Source organism: Geobacter sp. SVR (genome assembly GCF_016865365.1).
Taxonomy (GTDB): domain Bacteria; phylum Desulfobacterota; class Desulfuromonadia; order Geobacterales; family Pseudopelobacteraceae; genus Pelotalea.
This window is the reverse complement of sequence record NZ_AP024469.1, coordinates 1,333,796-1,350,463: the sequence shown is the minus strand read 5'-3', so window position 1 is coordinate 1,350,463 and position 16,668 is coordinate 1,333,796. Positions and strand designations below refer to the sequence as shown.

Below are 16,668 nucleotides of genomic sequence, written 5' to 3'. Positions count from 1 at the left end.
CACAACACGTGCCGCATCCGGGCGACGTTGGGGCCCCGGCTTCTTTCAGGCCCCCAGGCAGTCCAGCGCCGCAGATCAAGGGCAATGAAAGCCAATTTCTCTTATAAAAGCTGTTGAAATTCAGGTTGTTCAAAATTGGCAGATCGTCACACCCGCAGGAGGCCCCGCGGAGGCGCCCGAAGGCTTAGGCCACAAGAGGGCTGACGAGGACGGCGGCGAGATGGCTGTTTTTCAGCGACCTGTTTACAGTTCCTTGGACCAGAGGAACAGCAGGGCACTCCCCGGCGAACCGTTGTGAAGAATGCTGGTGTCGTAGGAGTATTCGACGAAGAGCTGGGAGTTCCAGAAGAAACCGCTGGTAAGTCCCACGGAAAAGGCCCTGCCGCGGTCCTGTTCGGAAAGGCGTGCCGGATCGGTGAAAAGGACACGGTCGACCCAGGCGTAGGTGAAGCGGAAATGCAGGTACATGAAGAAAAGCAGTTCCCGCCGGTACTCTGCCGAGCCCACCAGATACTGCGAGGCCGGAAACTGGTTGAAGGTTGCCCCCGGATAGACCTGGCGGTACAGGTCGTCGCTCTCGGTCGGAAACGGCCCACCGCCGATGCGGAAGGCCGAAAAACGGTCGAGCAGGCCGGAGGGAGCAAAGCCTCCATAACAGCTCAGTATCAGGCGATTCCTTTCCGACAGGCCCGGAATACCCCCTGCCGCCATGATGTATCCCGAAAGCTTCGAGTAATCGCGGGTCTGGTTTCCGGGAAAGACGGCGCCGCCATAATTGGCGTCGGACCAGGTACCCCTGCGCATCAGCTCGGCATCCAACCCGAAAGCAAGACCACGGTGCGGCAGTTCCATCAGATTGCGGCGCAGGCCGTCGTAGCGCACCCGCAAAAAGGGTCCGACCACCATCGTATCGGGGGGGAGCGAAACCTGACTGCCGGTATCGGATGTGGGGTTGCTGTAGAGATATCCCCCCTGCCAGAATAACTGAACCCGAAAATCGTTGTCCGTCTGATACGGATATACCGGCACACGCAGACCGAGCCCCATCCGCCCGTTGGCAGTCCCCCGAATGATGGAGGTCTCCCTGACATTCTTGCCGTCGACCACCTCCTCATCGGAAAAGGGAATGGTGTTGTTGTCGAAATGCAGGAGCGTCTGCAGCTTTCCGGTCGTATTGGAGAGATCGAACTCGTTGACGAAGAGACTGAAAATCCCCCTGACACGGGTAGCGTCCCAGCGGTGCTTCCAGTAGAGGGAGCCGATCGGCAGCAAATCGTCTCCTGCCAGGCGGGTGGTGAAGAAGGTGCTCCCCACCACCACCGAGAAATTGTTGTCGCGATTGCGGGGGGGGATGTCAATGTTCCTGCCGAACAGGGTGGTGCTCAACGGCTCCCCTGCCAGGGGGGTGCGGTACTCGGAGGCCTCTTCGGTGGGGGCGGGGCTGCTGCCGGCTCCGTTATCGCTGCCGGCCCCGCTGGCCGACCCGCTGGAGATCAACCATAGGGCTGCCGCCAGGATCGGAATCGCGCAGCGGAAGGCCGCCGATCCGCAAACCGCCAGCAACGACAACGGGCTGTGACGCTGCGGGTCCCTCCTGCTATCTATCCGGCGCCGTCCGCCGCCGGTTCGATCGCTATCAGGATTCAGGCCGTTTTTACTCATGCGTTTTTCAGAAGCTGCAAGCGGAAAAGGTTGCAGCGCCACGGCCCCAGGTCGACGTACAACCCTGCTCCTGCCATCTCGTCCCCCTCCCGATCCCAGGTTTCATAGCTCAAAAGATCGATCAGGCGCCAGTTCTTGCCACGGATTTCCTCTCCCGGCACCGACACGCGGGCCTGGGAGGCGCTGTCGCTCAGGTTGACGACAATCAGGAAGCGGGCCTCCTCCGTTACCCAGCACCATGCCACCAGGTTTTGAAAGGAACCGTTGTCCGGCCACCCTTCCCTTCCGCACAAGCGCCATTCGCCGCTTCTCATCCCGGATCGGGCGACCGCATCGAGCAGTTTGACGTAGAACGACCGCAGATCCGCATCGGGTGGTTCGTCCGGGCGACGCCCGAGAAACACGGGCAGCCGGATTTCCCGCCCCGAAAGCTGCCCCTCGTGGAGCAGTGTCGCTCCCGGCAGGGTCGTGGCCACAACCGCCGCGGCACGTTCCTTCTGCGGCGAAAATACCGCTGCTGCCCGGGGTTCGTCATGGTTTTCGATGAAACGGACCAACCGTTCCTGATAGGCCGGCTCGGCGCAGAGATGCAGCCGTACGCTCTCTGCCGGTCCATGCTCCAGCCGGTCGTAAAGCTTCTTGTCATAACAGAAGTCAAAGCCCTGCTGTTGCAGCTCCCACTCCAGGTCCCAGTATGCCTCGGCCATGAAGAGGAAGCCAGGGTTTGCGGCGCGCAGGGCACCGATCACCTCCGGCCAGTATTCGCCCTTGGGCCGTACTCCGGCCCGCTCCCCCCAGGTCCGTTGGAAGATGTCGTTCATGACGAGCATGGCCATGTCGCAGCGCACCCCGTCGCACTGGCCGGCAATGGAGATCAGGGTTTCGACGACCGCCGAGCGGAGCGCGGCACTGAAGACGTTGAGCTGGAGCACGTCGGGCCAGGCCGGGAAATAGGGGTCTTTCCCGCAGGCGAACACGTATCCCCCGGTGGTGATGAAGGCCGCCGGTTCCTGCACCGCATCGCCGTAATCCCCTTGGATGAAGTAGTCGGGATGGTCGGAAACCCAGGGATGGTCGGGGGCCACGTGGTTCGGGATGAAATCGAGGATCAGGCGCATACCGCGGCTGGCAAGTTCCCTGCGGGCAATTGCCAGTCCTTCGGCTCCTCCGAGACGGGGATCGACTTCATACCGGCGGACGCAGTAGGGTGAACCGACGTTGTCCGCCCCGGTAAAATCGGGCAGCGCCCGGCGGAAGTCTGCCAGGAGCCCCTGGTTTCCCATGGCGATGTGGATGCCCGCCGGGCTCCGCTCCCATACCCCCATGAGCCAGACCGCATCGAAGCCCAGCGAAGCGATATCGTCCCATTCACGGCCGGGGACATCGGCCAGTGTCATCGGAGCTTTCTGCCGCTGCCCCAGTTCCTGAAGCCAGACCCAGGTGTTGATCTCGTACACGATCGGATACTTCGGCCAAAGAGCCATGGTTTCACCTCGTTTCATCCAATCTGAATCCGTGATCTCTCGAGTCTCGGTCAGCCGTAACAGGCTGTCGAAATTCCCAGGTTGTTCAAAAATGGGTAGATCGTCGCACCCGCAGGAAGCCCCGCGGAGGCCCTCACCCGGCCTTTAGCCACCCTCTCCCGAAGGGAGAGGGAACAGAATGCCCTCCCCCTCCGGGGGAGGGATAGGGAGAGGGCTGAGGCCGAAGTCACAAGGTTGACCTGTCTTCGCAATAGAGGACACACTCAAAATTCTATGCTGCCATCTTTAGCTCCTGCTGCTCAAACTGTTCAGGAGTGAGATAGCCAATCGCAGAGTGAATCCTCTTGCGGTTGTAGAAACCTTCGATGTAACGAAATATCCGGCTCTGTGCTTCTTGCCGGGTCGTGAAGGAGCAGTGGTAAATCAGTTCTCTCTTCAATGTGGAGAAAAAGGTCTCCGTAATTGCATTGTCATAGCAGCATCCGGTTCCGCTCATGCTTTGGATGCCAGCTGCTTTCCCGACCACGGCACGAAACCGTTTGCTGCAATATTGCGAACCACGATCCGTGTGAAAGATGAATCCTGGTGACGGCCGACGCCTGACTATCGCATTGGTAAGGGCAGCTATAACAAGATCATCCGTCATGCGTTTGTTCATGCTCCAGCCCACGATCCGGCGGGAGAATACATCGAGGACCACTGCCAAGTACAGCCAGCCCTGGACCGTTTCAATGTACGTTATGTCGCCGGTCCAGAGCCGATTGGGAGCGTCAGCGGAGAATTGACGCTTCACCAGATTGTCCGCTACAGGACGCTTGTGATCTGAATTCGTTGTAACCTTGAACTTCCGCGTCGTCTTGACTTTAAGGCCGTTTTCTCGCATCAGGCGCCAGATGCGGTTTTTACCGACGCGCCGCCCTAACTGCCGTAGGTTATGGGTAATCCGTTTCGCGCCATATGTTTTGTCGCTCTCTTCGAAGGCTGATTTGATCGTTGGCAACAACGCCTGGTCTTCGCGCTGCCGATTCGTTACTCGGCCGGCCGCATGGGCGTAGTACCAACTCCGAGTCACTCCCAGAACTCGGCACATCTCCTTCACTCCGAATTCGGAGCGGTGCTCGGTTATGAACCCGAATAACGATGCGGATCCGTTGAGAAGATGGCCACAGCTTTTTTTAGGATTTCACGCTCCCGACGGAGTTGCTCGTTCTCTTTGCGGAGTTGCTTAAGCTCTGCTTCGGCAGATATTTGACTGGCTATAGCCGGATCCTGCTGGTCACGGTGTTTCCGGATCCATCCTTTTAAGACTCCATGCGTGATCCCGAGACTGCTTTCAACTTCGCGAATGGTGCGGTTGTCTTCCAAAACCAGCTTCACCGCTTCAGCTTTAAACTCGGCATCGTATTTTCGGTTCATTCTCATGACACACCCTCCTGGTCCGTTAGGATATAAGGTGTGTCCTCAAATGTGAAGATAGCTCAGGTGGCTGACAAGGATGGCGGCGAGATGCCCGTTTTTCAATAACCTTCACGGCTCAGAATCCCGGTTTTTCCCGCTGCTCGAATATCCTCTTACCCTGTTCGAGCAGCACCTTGGGATCCATGCGGCCGTACATCCTGATCAGCCTGGCCACCAGTCCGGTCCAGCCGGTCTGATGGCTGGCGCCGAGCCCCGCGCCATTATCTCCGTGGAAATATTCATAAAAGAGGATGTTGTCCCGCCAGTGGGGATCGCTCTGGAACTTCTGCGCACCGCCGAAGACTGGGCGACGACCGTTTTCGTCCCGCAGAAAAAGGCGGGTGAGGCGGTCGGAGATCTCCTTGCTGACTTCGAAGAGATTCATCATATTCCCCGAACCGGTGGGACACTCGATAGTGAAGGAGTCGCCGTAATAGAGATAATATTGGAGGAGCGCCCGGATGATGAGCCCGTTGACCGGCATCCAGATCGGGCCGCGCCAGTTGGAGTTGCCCCCGAACATGCCGCTGTCCGACTCGGCCGGCAAATACTGCACCTGGAACCGTTCCCCGCGGACCTCCGTCACATAAGGATGTTCCAGATGGTAGCGAGAAAGGGACCTGATCCCGTACGGGCTCAGGAACTCGTTCTCGTCAAGCATCCGGGTCAGGATGCGGCGGAGCCGTTCCTGGTTCACCAGGGCCACGATCCCCCGTTCTGCCACGCCGAAATGCCCCGGACCGGTGGCATGTATGCTGGCCCGCAGTTCGGGCATCTGACTCAAGCGATGTGCGATGTACTCCGTTGCGCGAGGGAACCGGTCTCGCTGGTACTTCTCGATCACCGTGGTGGCACACAGGGGCAGCAACCCCACCATAGATCTCACCTTGAGCAACGTGGCACTCCCGTCCGGCTTCCTGAGCAGATCGTAGTAAAAACCGTCCTCCTCATCCCACAGGCCGATCTCCCCCCCTCCCATCCGGTTCATGGCAGCGGCGATCCAGAGAAAATGCTCGTAAAATTTGACCGCCATGTCCTCGTAAGCCGGGTCATGGCTCGCCAGGTCGGCGGCCAGTTCTCCCATATTCTGACAGAAGAGCGCCATCCAGGCGGTGCCGTCGGCCTGTTCCAGATAGCCGCCGGTGGGCAGCGGCGCACTCCGGTCGAAAACGCCGATATTGTCCAGCCCCAGGAAGCCCCCCTCGAAGACGTTCCTGCCGAAGCGGTCCTTCCGGTTCACCCACCAGGTGAAATTCATGGCGAGTTTGTTGAAGGAGCGCTTGAGGAAATCGATATCCGTCTCCCCCTTTTCCAGTTTTTCCATCTGGTGGAGAAAAAGACAGGCCCAGGCATGGACCGGCGGATTCACGTCGCTGAAGTTCCATTCGTAGGCAGGGATTTGTCCGCTGGGGTGCAAGTATTCGGCGCTGGTCATCAGCTCCAGCTGGCCCTTGGCAAAATCGGGATCGACCATGGAGAGGGCAATGGTGTGAAAGGCCAGATCCCAGGCGGCATACCAGGGATACTCCCACTTGTCGGGCATGGAGATGATGTCGTCATTCACCATGTGAAACCATTCCCTATTGCGGAACATTGTACCCTTGACGCTCATCGGATCTATGTCGTGTTCGTCGAGCCACAGGTTGACGTCGAAATAGAAGTACTGCTTGCTCCAGAGCATGCCTGCCAGGGCCTGCCGCATCACCAGCCCCGCGTCCGGACTGACGGAGGGAGGGGTGATGGAGCCGTAGAACTCGTCCGCTTCGGCCAGGCGGGCCGCGAAAATTTCTTCAAAGGCGCTGTCGAACGGCCTGCCCATGGTTTCGGGGGGGGTGGTACTGAGCCGCAGCAGGACCTGGGTACTCCCTTTGCCCGCCACCTTCAGGCGATACTGGGCCGAGGCCTTGGTACCGGTCTGCTTCGGATTGACGGCATCCTGCCGCCCCGATACTACGTAGTCGTTGATACCGTCCTTGACGTAAGGAGAGAGGTTGACGGTGCCGAAAAGCCGTTCGTTGTTGGTTTCGTTCTCGGTGAACAGAAGCGGGGCATCTCCCTTGCAGTAGAGGAAATACTTTTCCAGCGACTTGCGGAACAGCTCATCGGTGTGAACGGCGGATATGACGCTGCATCCGCTCCCTTCGGCTTTCCCGAGAGCCGGCTTCGATCCCCCCCCCTTCCAGCTCCAGGTATTGCGGAACCAGAGCGTGGGCAGGAGCTGCAGTTCAGCGGCCTCGGGGCCGCGGTTGCAGATGGTGATGCGGATCAGGAGATCGGTCGGGGTATGCTTGGCATATTCGACAAATACGTCGAAATAGCGGTCGCCGTAGAAAAGCCCCGTATCGATCAGTTCGTATTCCATCTCGTTCCGGCCGCGCCTCGTGTTGGTGGACACGAGATCGGTATAGGGATAGGCGGCCTGGGGATACTTGTAGAGGTACTTCATGTAGGAATGGGTCGGGGTGCTGTCCAGGTAGTAGTAATACTCCTTCACATCCTCGCCATGGTTCCCCTCGCTGTTGGTGACCCCGAAGAGACGCTCCTTGAGGATCGGATCCCGGCCGTTCCAGAGGGCCACGCTGAAGCAGAGCACCTGGTGGTCGTCGCTCACGCCGGCCAGTCCGTCCTCGCCCCAGTGGTAGGCCCGGGAACGGGCCTGATCGTGGCTGAAATAATTCCAGGCATCGCCGTTTTTACTGTAGTCCTCCCGCACCGTCCCCCATTGCCGCTCGGAGAGGTAGGGCCCCCACATCCGCCAGGGAACGTTCCTTTCGCGTGTTTCCAGAAGGCGCTGCTTTTCGGCGGTAGTGGACAGCGGATCGGAATGTTTCATGACGTTCCTCCCGAATATTTTTTGTCCGAATTCTGCACACCTCGCCACAGAGTCATCCAAGGCACGGAAAAATCCTCCTGTGCATCGCTGTAAATTGTTTGTTTTCTCCGTGTTCTCTGTGCTCTCTGTGTCTGAGTGTCGCTTTATTGTCCTCGATATTGCCCTTCCCGCAGGAGGGCGCACTGTCCCGCCCCCAGCAGCGCGGCCCGATCATTGAGGATGATCCGCACCGGGATGGTCTCCAGCAGCGGGCTCAAGCGCCCCTTGGCGGCAAAGGCCAGCATGAAGCCGGGCCCTTTGAGCCGTTCGATGATCTTCGGAGCGATTCCCCCCCCCAGATAAATCCCGCCGGTCGTGAGCGAGCGGAGCGCCACGTTGCCCGCCTCGGCACCGTACAGGGAAATGAACAGGTCGAGCACCTGCATGCAGAGCGGACACTCGCCTGCCAAGGCCGCCCCGGTGATGACTGCCGAGGGATCTCTGCGCCGCATCTCTTCGGCAACGGCCGGGATTTCCGGCTGGTGGCGCGCATCACGCAGGAATTGATAGATATTGCGCAGGCCCGGACCGGAAACTACCCGCTCGGTGCTGACCCGGCCATGGACCGCCCGCAGGTAAAAGAGCAGCTCCGCCTCCAGTTCGGTGCGGGGGGCGAAGTCGGCGTGCCCCCCTTCGCTGGGTAAAGGGCGGTGGGCGGTGCCGTCCCAGTAGGCCACCACCTCCCCCAGGCCGGTGCCGGCCGAGACCACGGCAATGGTGCCGGCAGGCTCGGCGATCCCTTTGTTGAGGACCGCCAGATCCGCCGGTCCCAGCAGATCGATCCCGTAGGCGTTCGCTTCCAGATCGTTGATCAGCAGGACCTCCCCGATCCCCAGCGTGCGGGCCAGCACGGCGGCATCCACGCTCCAGGGCAGGTTCGGCGTCCTGACCCGGCCGTGGCGCACCGGACCGGCAATGCCGAAACAGACCTGCTCTGCCGCCAGCCCGTGCTCACCGGAGAAGCGGAGCACGATCTCCTCCAGGCTCCCGGCCTCGCGGCTCGGGAAGCGCTCTTCCGCCAGCGGCGTCCCCATGCCCCGCTCGGAATCGAAATAGGCGAGCCGGGTGGATGTCCCGCCGATATCACCTGCCAGAACGAGCATGATTCCTCCTCCGTCCCCTTTTATTCCACGGGGCGCTCTTCCTGTTGGGCACGTTCATCGTCCAGTTCGATCCGCAGGACCCACGCCTCCAGCAGGGTGTAGGTCACGGCCAGCATCACCGGCCCGATGAACAGGCCGATAACCCCGAAGGCGATCAGCCCTCCGATCACGCCTGCAAAAATGAGCAGCAGCGGCAGGTCGGCCCCCCTCTTGATGAGAAACGGGCGGATGATGTTATCGATCGTGCCGGCCACGATCGTCCAGACGATCATGATCGAGCCCCACAGGGTCTGATCTTTCCAGAAAAGCCACACCACGACCGGTATCAGCACCAGTCCCGGCCCGATCTGGGCCACGCAGAGAATGAACATGACCGCCGTCAGCAGGGCTGCAGCAGGCACGCCGGAGAGAACCAGGCCGAGCCCCCCCAGAAGCGACTGGATCAGTGCGGTGCCGACAACCCCCAGTGCAACGGCGCGGACAGCCCTGGCTGCGAGAATGGCGGCATCTTCGCCATGCCGTCCGCCAAGCCGGCGGGCAAAAAGGCAGACCCCTTCGGCAGCCTTTTCGCCGTTTGCAAAGAGCACGGCGCTGATGATCACGGTCAACAGGAATTGAACGATCATCATCATGACGCTTCCCACCTGCGCAAGCAGCCAGCTGGCCACCTTTTCCGCGTAGGGAGCGAGACGCTCGTTCAACTCCGCCGCTCCGGCCATGGAGATGCGCTGCCAGCGGGCGGCTATTTTCGATCCGACCAGAGGCAGCTTTTCAACCCATTCCGGTGGAGGGGGCACTGACAGGGTGCCGAATGATTTCGACCAAGCGATGATCTCGTCGGAGCGATCGATGATAGCGACAATGGCGATGGTGAAGGGAATGATGAACACCAGCAGCAGCACCGCGGTCATGACGGTGACGGCAAGTGCACGTTTGTCCCGCAGCAGCTTCTGGACGCCGAGCATCAGCGGCCAGGTAGTGACCACGATCATGGTCGCCCAGACCAGGGCCGAGAGAAATGGGCGCAGTACCCAGGAACTGACGGCGATGAGGATGCCTATGAACAGCACCGCCAGGGTCGTACGTACCACATCCGTGCCAGGGGCTTTGGTCGTCATCGTTTTCACTCTCTGTTCATTGTTCCGGACCGGCGCTTCTGCATGCCGCCCCGGCCGGTTATGCGGATGAAGCCGCCGCGGTCTTCAGCTCGGCTTCCAGACGCTCGCCCCAGCCGAGCAGCGCTTGGGCCCTTTGATGCAGCTCCCCGTTCTCCACCGTTTTCATGACGTGCTGCGCCAGATTCCTGAGCTGGGAGGCTGCCCGTCCCTTGATGGCGATGATGGCGGAGGGGCCTTTCGGGAACAGGCAGCCCAACACCTCCGCGCCGGTCTGCTCATCCAATGCATCCACAACATCCAGAGCCCAGAGGCAGGCCTCCCCGGGACTGGGAGCAGGATTGCGCCGCAGGCGCACGCGTGCCGCCGTCAAAGCCTTTCTGACCCTGATCTGCATGGCGACCAGCCGCTCGACAATGGCGGCTGACACCTCGCCTTCACCGAGCGTATTCCGGAAAAAGGCCATCAGATTCGACATGTTCCCCTCGTTCAGGGAGCTGTCGAGCCAGAACCGCATTTCATCCTGATCCGCCGCAAAGACCTGGGCCAGACCGAGATAGAAGTCGGAAGTCCGTGCCCGGAGGTGCACCGCCCTGTGCAAGGCGTCCCGGAAACGGTCCCGGCGGCGCTGCTGGGGCAGATGAGGCGCTTCGAGCCAGCACTTGTAAAGGGCCTGGACAGTGCTGAGAGAGCTGTCGGGCTTCGGTATTTTGGGCATGTAGCAGTTGGCACCCAATGCATAGGCTCCGTTCACCATCCCTTCGGCAGACTCGTTGGACAGGACGATGACCGGCACCATGCTCCAGGAGGGGTCCCCCTTGACTTCGCGGATAACATCCAATCCGGTGCCGTCGGGAAGCTGCATGTCCACCAGGATCAGGTCCACCGGCTCGCGGTTTCGCGCACGGGCGTCCAGCAGGTCCAGCGCTTCGTCCACCCCCCCTGCCGTCAGCATCGTGCCGTAAAACCCGAACCCGGCAAAAGAGGCCTTGACCAGTCGCGCCAGCAGGGGATCATCCTCCACATGCAGTAAAGTCATTGACCTGTTGTCGATCCTCATCGAGCAGCATCCCCCTTGGGCTTAGCCGGTATCTCGCGGGCGATTTCGCGGCTGGCCTGTTCCAGGATCTGCCCCACAGCCGCAACCATCGTATCGAAACTTTTGTCGCCCAATCGCCTGGTAAAGGTCATGACACGCGTAACGACATCCTTTCTCTCCATCCCCCCGGACAGTGTCCACTGCGCCCTGAAAAGCACCTGCTCGCCCGGTACGCAGTCGAGCCGGAGCACCCGCATGGCCACGGAAAAATCGGCCCGTTCGGACCGCAGTCGCGGGGCGGTAAAGACCTCATCCGATCCGAGCAGCAACCCGAGATTTTCCGCCAGCACAGCAGCCATGTTGTCGGAGAGGGAGCCGGCCCAGCGGTCGAATTCCGCCAGCTTCAGCTTGTTCGGGCCGTCCCGCGTCACGATCTGGGGATGGTCCAGGTAATCGGGTATCTCGACCGGCGCAATGCTGACCGAAACAGGATGCGCCGCAGCGGCAGGTTTTTCCCCCTGGAGACTGAGAGGGGGGAGCGTATAAAACCGCGACGGCGGAGAACTCGCACAACCTGCCAGAACCAGAAGGATGGCGAGCGCACCGGATATCCGCGAGGGAAGGGGTCTGCTTCTCATCTCATTCTCCTTTGGGAGCGGGCTTGCCTCGCAGCAGCGACTCCGGGTGGCGCTCAAGATAATCGGAGAGGTTCTTGAACGAGCGGACCGTGGCGGACAGATCGCGCAGGGTCTTGTTGATCTCGTAGACCAGCTGGGAATCACCGGAATAGGTCCGCAGGGTCTGCTGCGATTGCTCCAGGGTTGCCCGGGCCGATTCGAGGGTGCTCTTTCCTGCCTCCACCAGTTCGTTGATGCCCCCCCTGGCGGCGGCCATGGTCTCCCCGGTTTCGTTGAGCGCCGTTTCTGCAGCCCCGGTGGTTCTGTTCAGCCCCTCGACCAGGGGAGTGACCTGCTCGTCGACATGCCGTATGAGTGTCTGAACATCCCGTATGACCGCCTCGATGCCCTGCATGGTCTTTCTCGCATTGACGGACTTGACCAGCTGATCGATTCCGATGATCGTCTCGTTCAGGTTTTTCACCAGCTCCTTCAAGGGGAGCTCCTCGAAGGTTTTCTGCAGTTGCTCGAGCGGCATCGGCACGCTGGGGATCTCGGGATACTCCTTGTTCAGCCCCACGTACACGGCTGGTTTATCCGGAAAAAAGTCGAGGGCCACCATCAACTGGCCGGTGAGGAAACTCAGTGACTGGAGCTGGGTCCTGAGGCCGAATTCCTTGACCGCCTTTTCGATGGCATTCGGGTCCCTCCGGAACTCGGCCTTGGTTCCCTGAACCTTTGCCGGTTCCAGGGTGAATACTACCGGGATCCTCAGTTGCCTCTTGGCCGGGTCGGCCACAATGCTGATATTGTCCACCGATCCGACCTTTACCCCGCGAAACATGACGGGAGACCCCACGTTCAGCCCTTTTACGGAGCCGTCGAAGTAGGTGATATAGGTGTGCTTTGTAACGAAAAGCTGGCCGCCCCCGAACACCAGCACCCCGGCCACCAGCAGGACGATGGCTCCGAGGACGAACGCTCCGATTGCCGTTTTGCTCACCTTGGTGCTCATCAGGATCTCCGTTCCTTCATGGGATTGCGGGGCAGTTTACCGCTGCCGCTCCCCCTCTCCGCGTGTCAGAAAGCTGATGACCTTCGGGTCCGGCGATTCCGCGAGAAGACGCTTCGGATCGCCGGAGGCGGTCATCGTTTTACGATCCGGGTCGAGAAAGATCGAATTGCTGCCGATGGCGAAGATGCTCGCCAGTTCGTGCGTTACCACCACAATGGTCGTGCCGAGGCTGTCCCTCAGCTCGATGATCAGGTCGTCCAGCAGCCGGGCGCTGATCGGGTCGAGACCGGCCGAGGGCTCGTCGAAAAAGAGCAGGTCCGGATCGAGGGCCATGGCCCGTGCCAGCCCGGCCCTCTTTTTCATGCCGCCGCTGAGCTCCGAGGGATAGAACTCCTCGAAGCCCCCCAACCCCACCAGCGCCAGCTTGAACGACACCAGCTCCCTGATCTGCGCAGGCGGGAGCTTGGTGTACTGTTCCAGCGGCAGGGCGATGTTCTCCGCCAGGGTCATGGAGCTCCACAGCGCCCCGCTCTGGAACAGAATGCCGAAACGCCGCTTGAGCTGCTCCTGCTCCTCCGCCTCTGCCTCCCAATAGCTGACCCCGCCGTAGACCACCTGCCCCCTGCTCGGGCTCTTGAGCCCCACCAGGTGTTTCAGGAGGGTACTCTTGCCGCTGCCGCTCCCCCCCATGATGATGAATATGTCCCCCCGCCTGACGGTGAAGGTGAGGTCCCGCATCAGCACGAAGCTGCCGTAGGACATCTCCAGTCCCACCACCTCTATGGCGGCCTGTTCTGCGTGTGCCCTCCCGTCCGCCGGCATGTTCATATCCCCAGCACCTGGCAGGAAAGGGTGATGATCAGGGTGGCCACCACAATGCCGACAATGCTCGTCACCACCGCCGAGGTGGCTGCATAGCCGACCGCCGAAGCGCTCCGCTCACACTGGATGCCGCGCAGGCATCCGAACACCGCCACCAGGATGCCGAAAACAAAGCTGTGGAACAGGCCGACCAGGAAATGGGACAGGTTCAAGGCGTTCTTGGATTCGTTGATATACTCGACAACGCCGATGCCGAGCATCCCCACCCCCACGGTCATGCCCCCCATGATGCCCATCAGATCGGCATAAACGCACAGGAGCGGCATCATCAGCATCAGGGCCAGCATCCTGGGCAGCACCAGGAACTCCACCGGCGAGAAACCGAGAGTCTCCAGGGCATCGATCTCCTCGTTGACCTGCATGGTGCCGAGCTGGGCGGCAAAGGCGGCGCCGGTCCGTCCGGACATGATGATGCCGGTCATGATGGCCCCCATGACCCGCACGATGCCGATTCCGACCACATCGGCCACATAGATCTGCGCCCCGAACAGCTTCAGCTGGATGGCCGCCACAAAGGCCAGGATCATCCCGACCAGGAGGCTGATCAGGGTTACGATGGGAAGCGCCTGGGCTCCGGTCTCCTGTATGGTGACCAGCAGGTCCAGCCGCCGGAAGGAGGCCTTGCCCCGCAGCATCCTGAAAAACGCCCGGGTCGCCTCTCCGATGAACTCCAGCAGTTCCCTGCCCCCCTCGATCCAGTCCAGAGTCATGCCCCCCACTCGCGCCAGGAACGGCGGCCGTTCCCCTCCCCGTGTCACTCCTGTCCGCTGGTTCGCGGGAGATGCCAGGTCCAGGAGCCTTCGCACCCCTGCCGGCAGTCCGGATTGATCGATATCGAGGCCGTCACGGCGGCCGATCTCGAACAGTCTTGCCAGGAATATCAGCAACCCGCTGTCCCATCCCGCCAGGCTGCCGGTATCGAAGGCAAGGCGCCGCATCCGCTCTCCCGGGGTTGGTGCGGCAAGCACGCCATCCGGAGCAGGGAGAGTGTTGCCCAGCCTCCAGTCGCCGGCCAGCGTCAGCAGAACCGCTCCCTCCGGACTCCTTTCGATTGTCAGTTCGCTCGGCTTCATTGTCACGCCCTGCTATCCCGAAAGATCTTCGCAACAGATCTGCATCCCCCGCCCCTTCTTCGGCACCGGAAAACTCTGCGAGACAGGGAGCCCGACCTTCAGCGTCGTTTTGTATCCATAAGTGTCATACAGCGTCATTAAGTATCGTTTTGTGTCAAAATCTAGCAGCCTACTGCCGGACTTCCGAAATCGAGGAACGCGCACACTCGATCAGATCCAGCCCTTCGGTAGCGGAAACATCATAAAAACGGATCTCCGGCTGCCGTCCGGAAAGCTCCATTGCCTTGAGCACCCGGGAATAAAGGGGCGAGCGGATATGGACGATCATTTCCGCCCGTGATTGCCACTCCTCCATGTAAACAATGGAAAACTCGTCGTCATGCTCCTCGAAGATGCTGCTCTCAAGGCATCCGGATGCCGCCAGGGTCGGACCCCGCACCGATTGCAGGATGTCGAGGATCTCCTGCCGCTTTCCTGCAACCGGAGATATTTTCACTTTTGACAGGAGCATGCCCTGACTCTTCCCAAATCTGTGCCAACGCCGTAAAACGCGACAAGCTGCAACGTAATCAACTGGTTAAGGAAAAGCGCAGGGGAAGGGAAAAGGGAGGGACGGAACAGGGGGGACGGAATTTCGACTTTAGTGCGAGATCTCGTCTTTGGCTTGGCGATGACTGATACCCAACTTCTGCATCCGTGAATACAGGGTGGAGGGATTGAGCCCGAGCAGCTTGGCGGCCCCGGCCTCGCCCTTGATCCGCCAGCCGGTAAGACGCAGGGCTTCCCTGATGTGCCGGATTTCGTGCTCTTCCAGTGTCAGTATGCCGGAAGGTTCCTGGGGGGTATTTTCCGGCAGCCGCACCTGCAGTCTGTCGCCGGAACTTACGATGACCGCATGTTCGATCACGTTCCGCAGCTCACGGACGTTTCCCGGCCAGGCGTAGCGCTGCAGGGCTTCCATGTCCTGTTTGGAAACCTTGTTGATCTTCTTCCCCATCTTTTCGGCGAATTCGTCAACAAAGGCCCACACCAGCAGGGGGATATCCTCGAGCCGTTCGCGGAGCGGCGGCATATGGATCTGAAAGACATTCAGGCGATAGTAGAGATCTTCCCTGAAGTTGCCCCGCTTCACCTCTTCGGCCAGATTGCGGTTGGTGGCAGCGATGACCCGTACATCCACCTGCATTGTCTTGGTGCTCCCCAGCCGTTCAAACTGCCCCTCCTGCAGCACCCGCAGGAGTTTTGCTTGAAGTTCCAGCGACATCTCGGCGATTTCGTCGAGAAAGATCGTGCCGCCGTCGGCCGATTCGAAACGCCCGGCCTGCCGCGTCAGGGCGCCGGTGTAGGCCCCTTTTTCCCGGCCGAACAGTTCGCTCTCCACCAAGGCGGTCGGCAGCGATGCGCAATTGACCTTTACCATGAGCTTGTTCCGGCGCGGACCGAGCTTGTGTATCGCCCGGGCGATAAGTTCCTTGCCGGTGCCGGTTTCGCCGCAGATCAGCACCGTGGAATCGGTAGGTGCCACCTGCTCCGTCAGCACCAGGGTCTTGGCAAGGGCGCCGCTCTGACCGATGATCTCCTCGTGACGCTGGGAAAATACGGTTTCGGACTGGAGATATTCCCCTTCCGGCTGCAGCTTCTCCTTCATCCGTTGAATTTCTGCCCAGGATTCCCGCTGTTCCGCCTTCACACTGCAGCGCACCAGGGCATTGGCAAAGATCTCGCCCAGCAGGCGCAACCGCGGAAAAAGCCCCTTGTCGATCAGACAGGAGACGCGGACGAGGGAGGCGACAATGAGATATTCTACCGATCCGGCCACCAGGACCGGAACAATGACGCCCCCCCTGATCCCCAGTGCCTGCCAGCTCTGGCGGTCAACCACGGCCTCTTCGGGCAGGTCCTCCGGAGAAGCGAAGCAGACCGCCTCCCCGCGGAGCAGGTTCGCCTTTGCCCAGGGAAACAGCAGACTGATATCCACCTTCTCCTGGATCGGGTGGACCCCCTCGGCATACGAGGAATGGGTGAACATCACCTCACGCTTTCCCGTCGAAAGAGAAATCAGGCAGAAACCGTCGAAGCGGAACATCTCCCGGACCTGCCCCAGGGCAGCGATAATCTCCCGGTCCACCTCGCCTGACGTCACGTTGATGAATCTGACCGAAAGATCGGAGATGAGTTGCTCGAACTGCGGCCGTTGCAACGGCGTCAGCCCTTCCGGTACCGGCAGCGGAAAGGTACCGGCTGTCGAGTCATTTTCCGTCGTGATCCGCAAGGCTGACCTGCTCATGCATCCCCTCATCCCGATTCCCGGATTGGTGCCCCCCGCCTGCTTCGACGTGTCCCGGAGC

Annotated in this window: 14 protein-coding genes; all 14 read right to left on the bottom strand. The window is 60.5% G+C overall.

Annotated features, from left to right (window positions below; all coding sequences use genetic code 11):
- Positions 1 to 243: 243 nt before the first annotated feature.
- A complete protein-coding gene (locus GSVR_RS06115) occupies positions 244 to 1,662 on the bottom strand; it encodes a hypothetical protein (protein ID WP_173196733.1) in 1,419 nt (472 codons plus the stop codon).
- Entirely contained in the window at positions 1,659 to 3,146 is a 1,488-nt protein-coding gene (locus GSVR_RS06110) for an alpha-amylase family glycosyl hydrolase (RefSeq protein ID WP_173196731.1), read from the bottom strand. The genes GSVR_RS06115 and GSVR_RS06110 overlap by 4 nt, the downstream gene beginning before the upstream one ends.
- A gap of 271 nt (positions 3,147 to 3,417) precedes the next feature.
- The gene (locus GSVR_RS06105) at positions 3,418 to 4,272 is read right to left on the bottom strand and encodes an IS3 family transposase (protein ID WP_203978876.1); all 855 of its coding nucleotides are present in this window, start codon (positions 4,270 to 4,272) and stop codon (positions 3,418 to 3,420) included.
- Positions 4,269 to 4,568 carry a transposase gene (locus GSVR_RS06100; RefSeq protein ID WP_173202482.1) on the bottom strand — a complete coding sequence of 100 codons (300 nt, stop codon included), beginning with the start codon at positions 4,566 to 4,568 and terminating at the stop codon, positions 4,269 to 4,271. The genes GSVR_RS06105 and GSVR_RS06100 overlap by 4 nt, the downstream gene beginning before the upstream one ends.
- 112 nt (positions 4,569 to 4,680) lie before the next feature.
- Positions 4,681 to 7,437 (bottom strand): glucosidase, encoded by a 2,757-nt coding sequence (locus GSVR_RS06095; RefSeq protein ID WP_173202260.1) that lies wholly within the window; start codon positions 7,435 to 7,437, stop codon positions 4,681 to 4,683.
- A gap of 143 nt (positions 7,438 to 7,580) precedes the next feature.
- Positions 7,581 to 8,579 (bottom strand): glucokinase, encoded by a 999-nt coding sequence (gene glk, locus GSVR_RS06090; protein WP_173202259.1) that lies wholly within the window; start codon positions 8,577 to 8,579, stop codon positions 7,581 to 7,583.
- 20 nt (positions 8,580 to 8,599) lie between these two features.
- Positions 8,600 to 9,697 (bottom strand): AI-2E family transporter YdiK, encoded by a 1,098-nt coding sequence (gene ydiK / locus GSVR_RS06085; protein WP_173202258.1) that lies wholly within the window; start codon positions 9,695 to 9,697, stop codon positions 8,600 to 8,602.
- Between the two features lie 58 nt (positions 9,698 to 9,755).
- Entirely contained in the window at positions 9,756 to 10,733 is a 978-nt protein-coding gene (locus tag GSVR_RS06080; protein WP_173202257.1) for a response regulator, read from the bottom strand.
- 17 nt (positions 10,734 to 10,750) lie between these two features.
- Positions 10,751 to 11,371 carry a membrane integrity-associated transporter subunit PqiC gene (locus GSVR_RS06075; RefSeq protein WP_173202256.1) on the bottom strand — a complete coding sequence of 207 codons (621 nt, stop codon included), beginning with the start codon at positions 11,369 to 11,371 and terminating at the stop codon, positions 10,751 to 10,753.
- A 1-nt stretch (position 11,372) separates the two neighbouring features.
- Positions 11,373 to 12,365 (bottom strand): MlaD family protein, encoded by a 993-nt coding sequence (locus GSVR_RS06070; protein ID WP_173202255.1) that lies wholly within the window; start codon positions 12,363 to 12,365, stop codon positions 11,373 to 11,375.
- A 36-nt stretch (positions 12,366 to 12,401) separates the two neighbouring features.
- The gene (locus tag GSVR_RS06065; RefSeq protein ID WP_239077470.1) at positions 12,402 to 13,193 is read right to left on the bottom strand and encodes an ABC transporter ATP-binding protein; all 792 of its coding nucleotides are present in this window, start codon (positions 13,191 to 13,193) and stop codon (positions 12,402 to 12,404) included.
- Positions 13,190 to 14,320, bottom strand: a complete 1,131-nt coding sequence (locus GSVR_RS06060; RefSeq protein WP_173202254.1) for an ABC transporter permease — start codon at positions 14,318 to 14,320, stop codon at positions 13,190 to 13,192. The genes GSVR_RS06065 and GSVR_RS06060 overlap by 4 nt, the downstream gene beginning before the upstream one ends.
- A 169-nt stretch (positions 14,321 to 14,489) precedes the next feature.
- Complete coding sequence (locus GSVR_RS06055; protein WP_173202253.1) at positions 14,490 to 14,831, bottom strand: putative quinol monooxygenase; 342 nt, start codon at positions 14,829 to 14,831, stop codon at positions 14,490 to 14,492.
- A gap of 129 nt (positions 14,832 to 14,960) precedes the next feature.
- Complete coding sequence (locus GSVR_RS06050; protein ID WP_239077469.1) at positions 14,961 to 16,607, bottom strand: sigma-54-dependent Fis family transcriptional regulator; 1,647 nt, start codon at positions 16,605 to 16,607, stop codon at positions 14,961 to 14,963.
- Positions 16,608 to 16,668 lie beyond the last annotated feature (61 nt).

Bases quoted from the DNA above. Each gene is read 5' to 3' on its own strand.
- GSVR_RS06115 (WP_173196733.1), bottom strand. From the start codon at position 1,662: ATGAGTAAAAACGGCCTGAATCCTGATAGCGATCGAACCGGCGGCGGA.
- GSVR_RS06110 (WP_173196731.1), bottom strand. From the start codon at position 3,146: ATGGCTCTTTGGCCGAAGTATCCGATCGTGTACGAGATCAACACCTGG.
- GSVR_RS06100 (WP_173202482.1), bottom strand. From the start codon at position 4,568: ATGAGAATGAACCGAAAATACGATGCCGAGTTTAAAGCTGAAGCGGTG.
- GSVR_RS06095 (WP_173202260.1), bottom strand. From the start codon at position 7,437: ATGAAACATTCCGATCCGCTGTCCACTACCGCCGAAAAGCAGCGCCTT.
- glk (WP_173202259.1), bottom strand. From the start codon at position 8,579: ATGCTCGTTCTGGCAGGTGATATCGGCGGGACATCCACCCGGCTCGCC.
- ydiK (WP_173202258.1), bottom strand. From the start codon at position 9,697: ATGACGACCAAAGCCCCTGGCACGGATGTGGTACGTACGACCCTGGCG.
- GSVR_RS06080 (WP_173202257.1), bottom strand. From the start codon at position 10,733: ATGACTTTACTGCATGTGGAGGATGATCCCCTGCTGGCGCGACTGGTC.
- GSVR_RS06075 (WP_173202256.1), bottom strand. From the start codon at position 11,371: ATGAGAAGCAGACCCCTTCCCTCGCGGATATCCGGTGCGCTCGCCATC.
- GSVR_RS06070 (WP_173202255.1), bottom strand. From the start codon at position 12,365: ATGAGCACCAAGGTGAGCAAAACGGCAATCGGAGCGTTCGTCCTCGGA.
- GSVR_RS06065 (WP_239077470.1), bottom strand. From the start codon at position 13,193: ATGAACATGCCGGCGGACGGGAGGGCACACGCAGAACAGGCCGCCATA.
- GSVR_RS06060 (WP_173202254.1), bottom strand. From the start codon at position 14,320: ATGAAGCCGAGCGAACTGACAATCGAAAGGAGTCCGGAGGGAGCGGTT.
- GSVR_RS06055 (WP_173202253.1), bottom strand. From the start codon at position 14,831: ATGCTCCTGTCAAAAGTGAAAATATCTCCGGTTGCAGGAAAGCGGCAG.
- GSVR_RS06050 (WP_239077469.1), bottom strand. From the start codon at position 16,607: ATGAGCAGGTCAGCCTTGCGGATCACGACGGAAAATGACTCGACAGCC.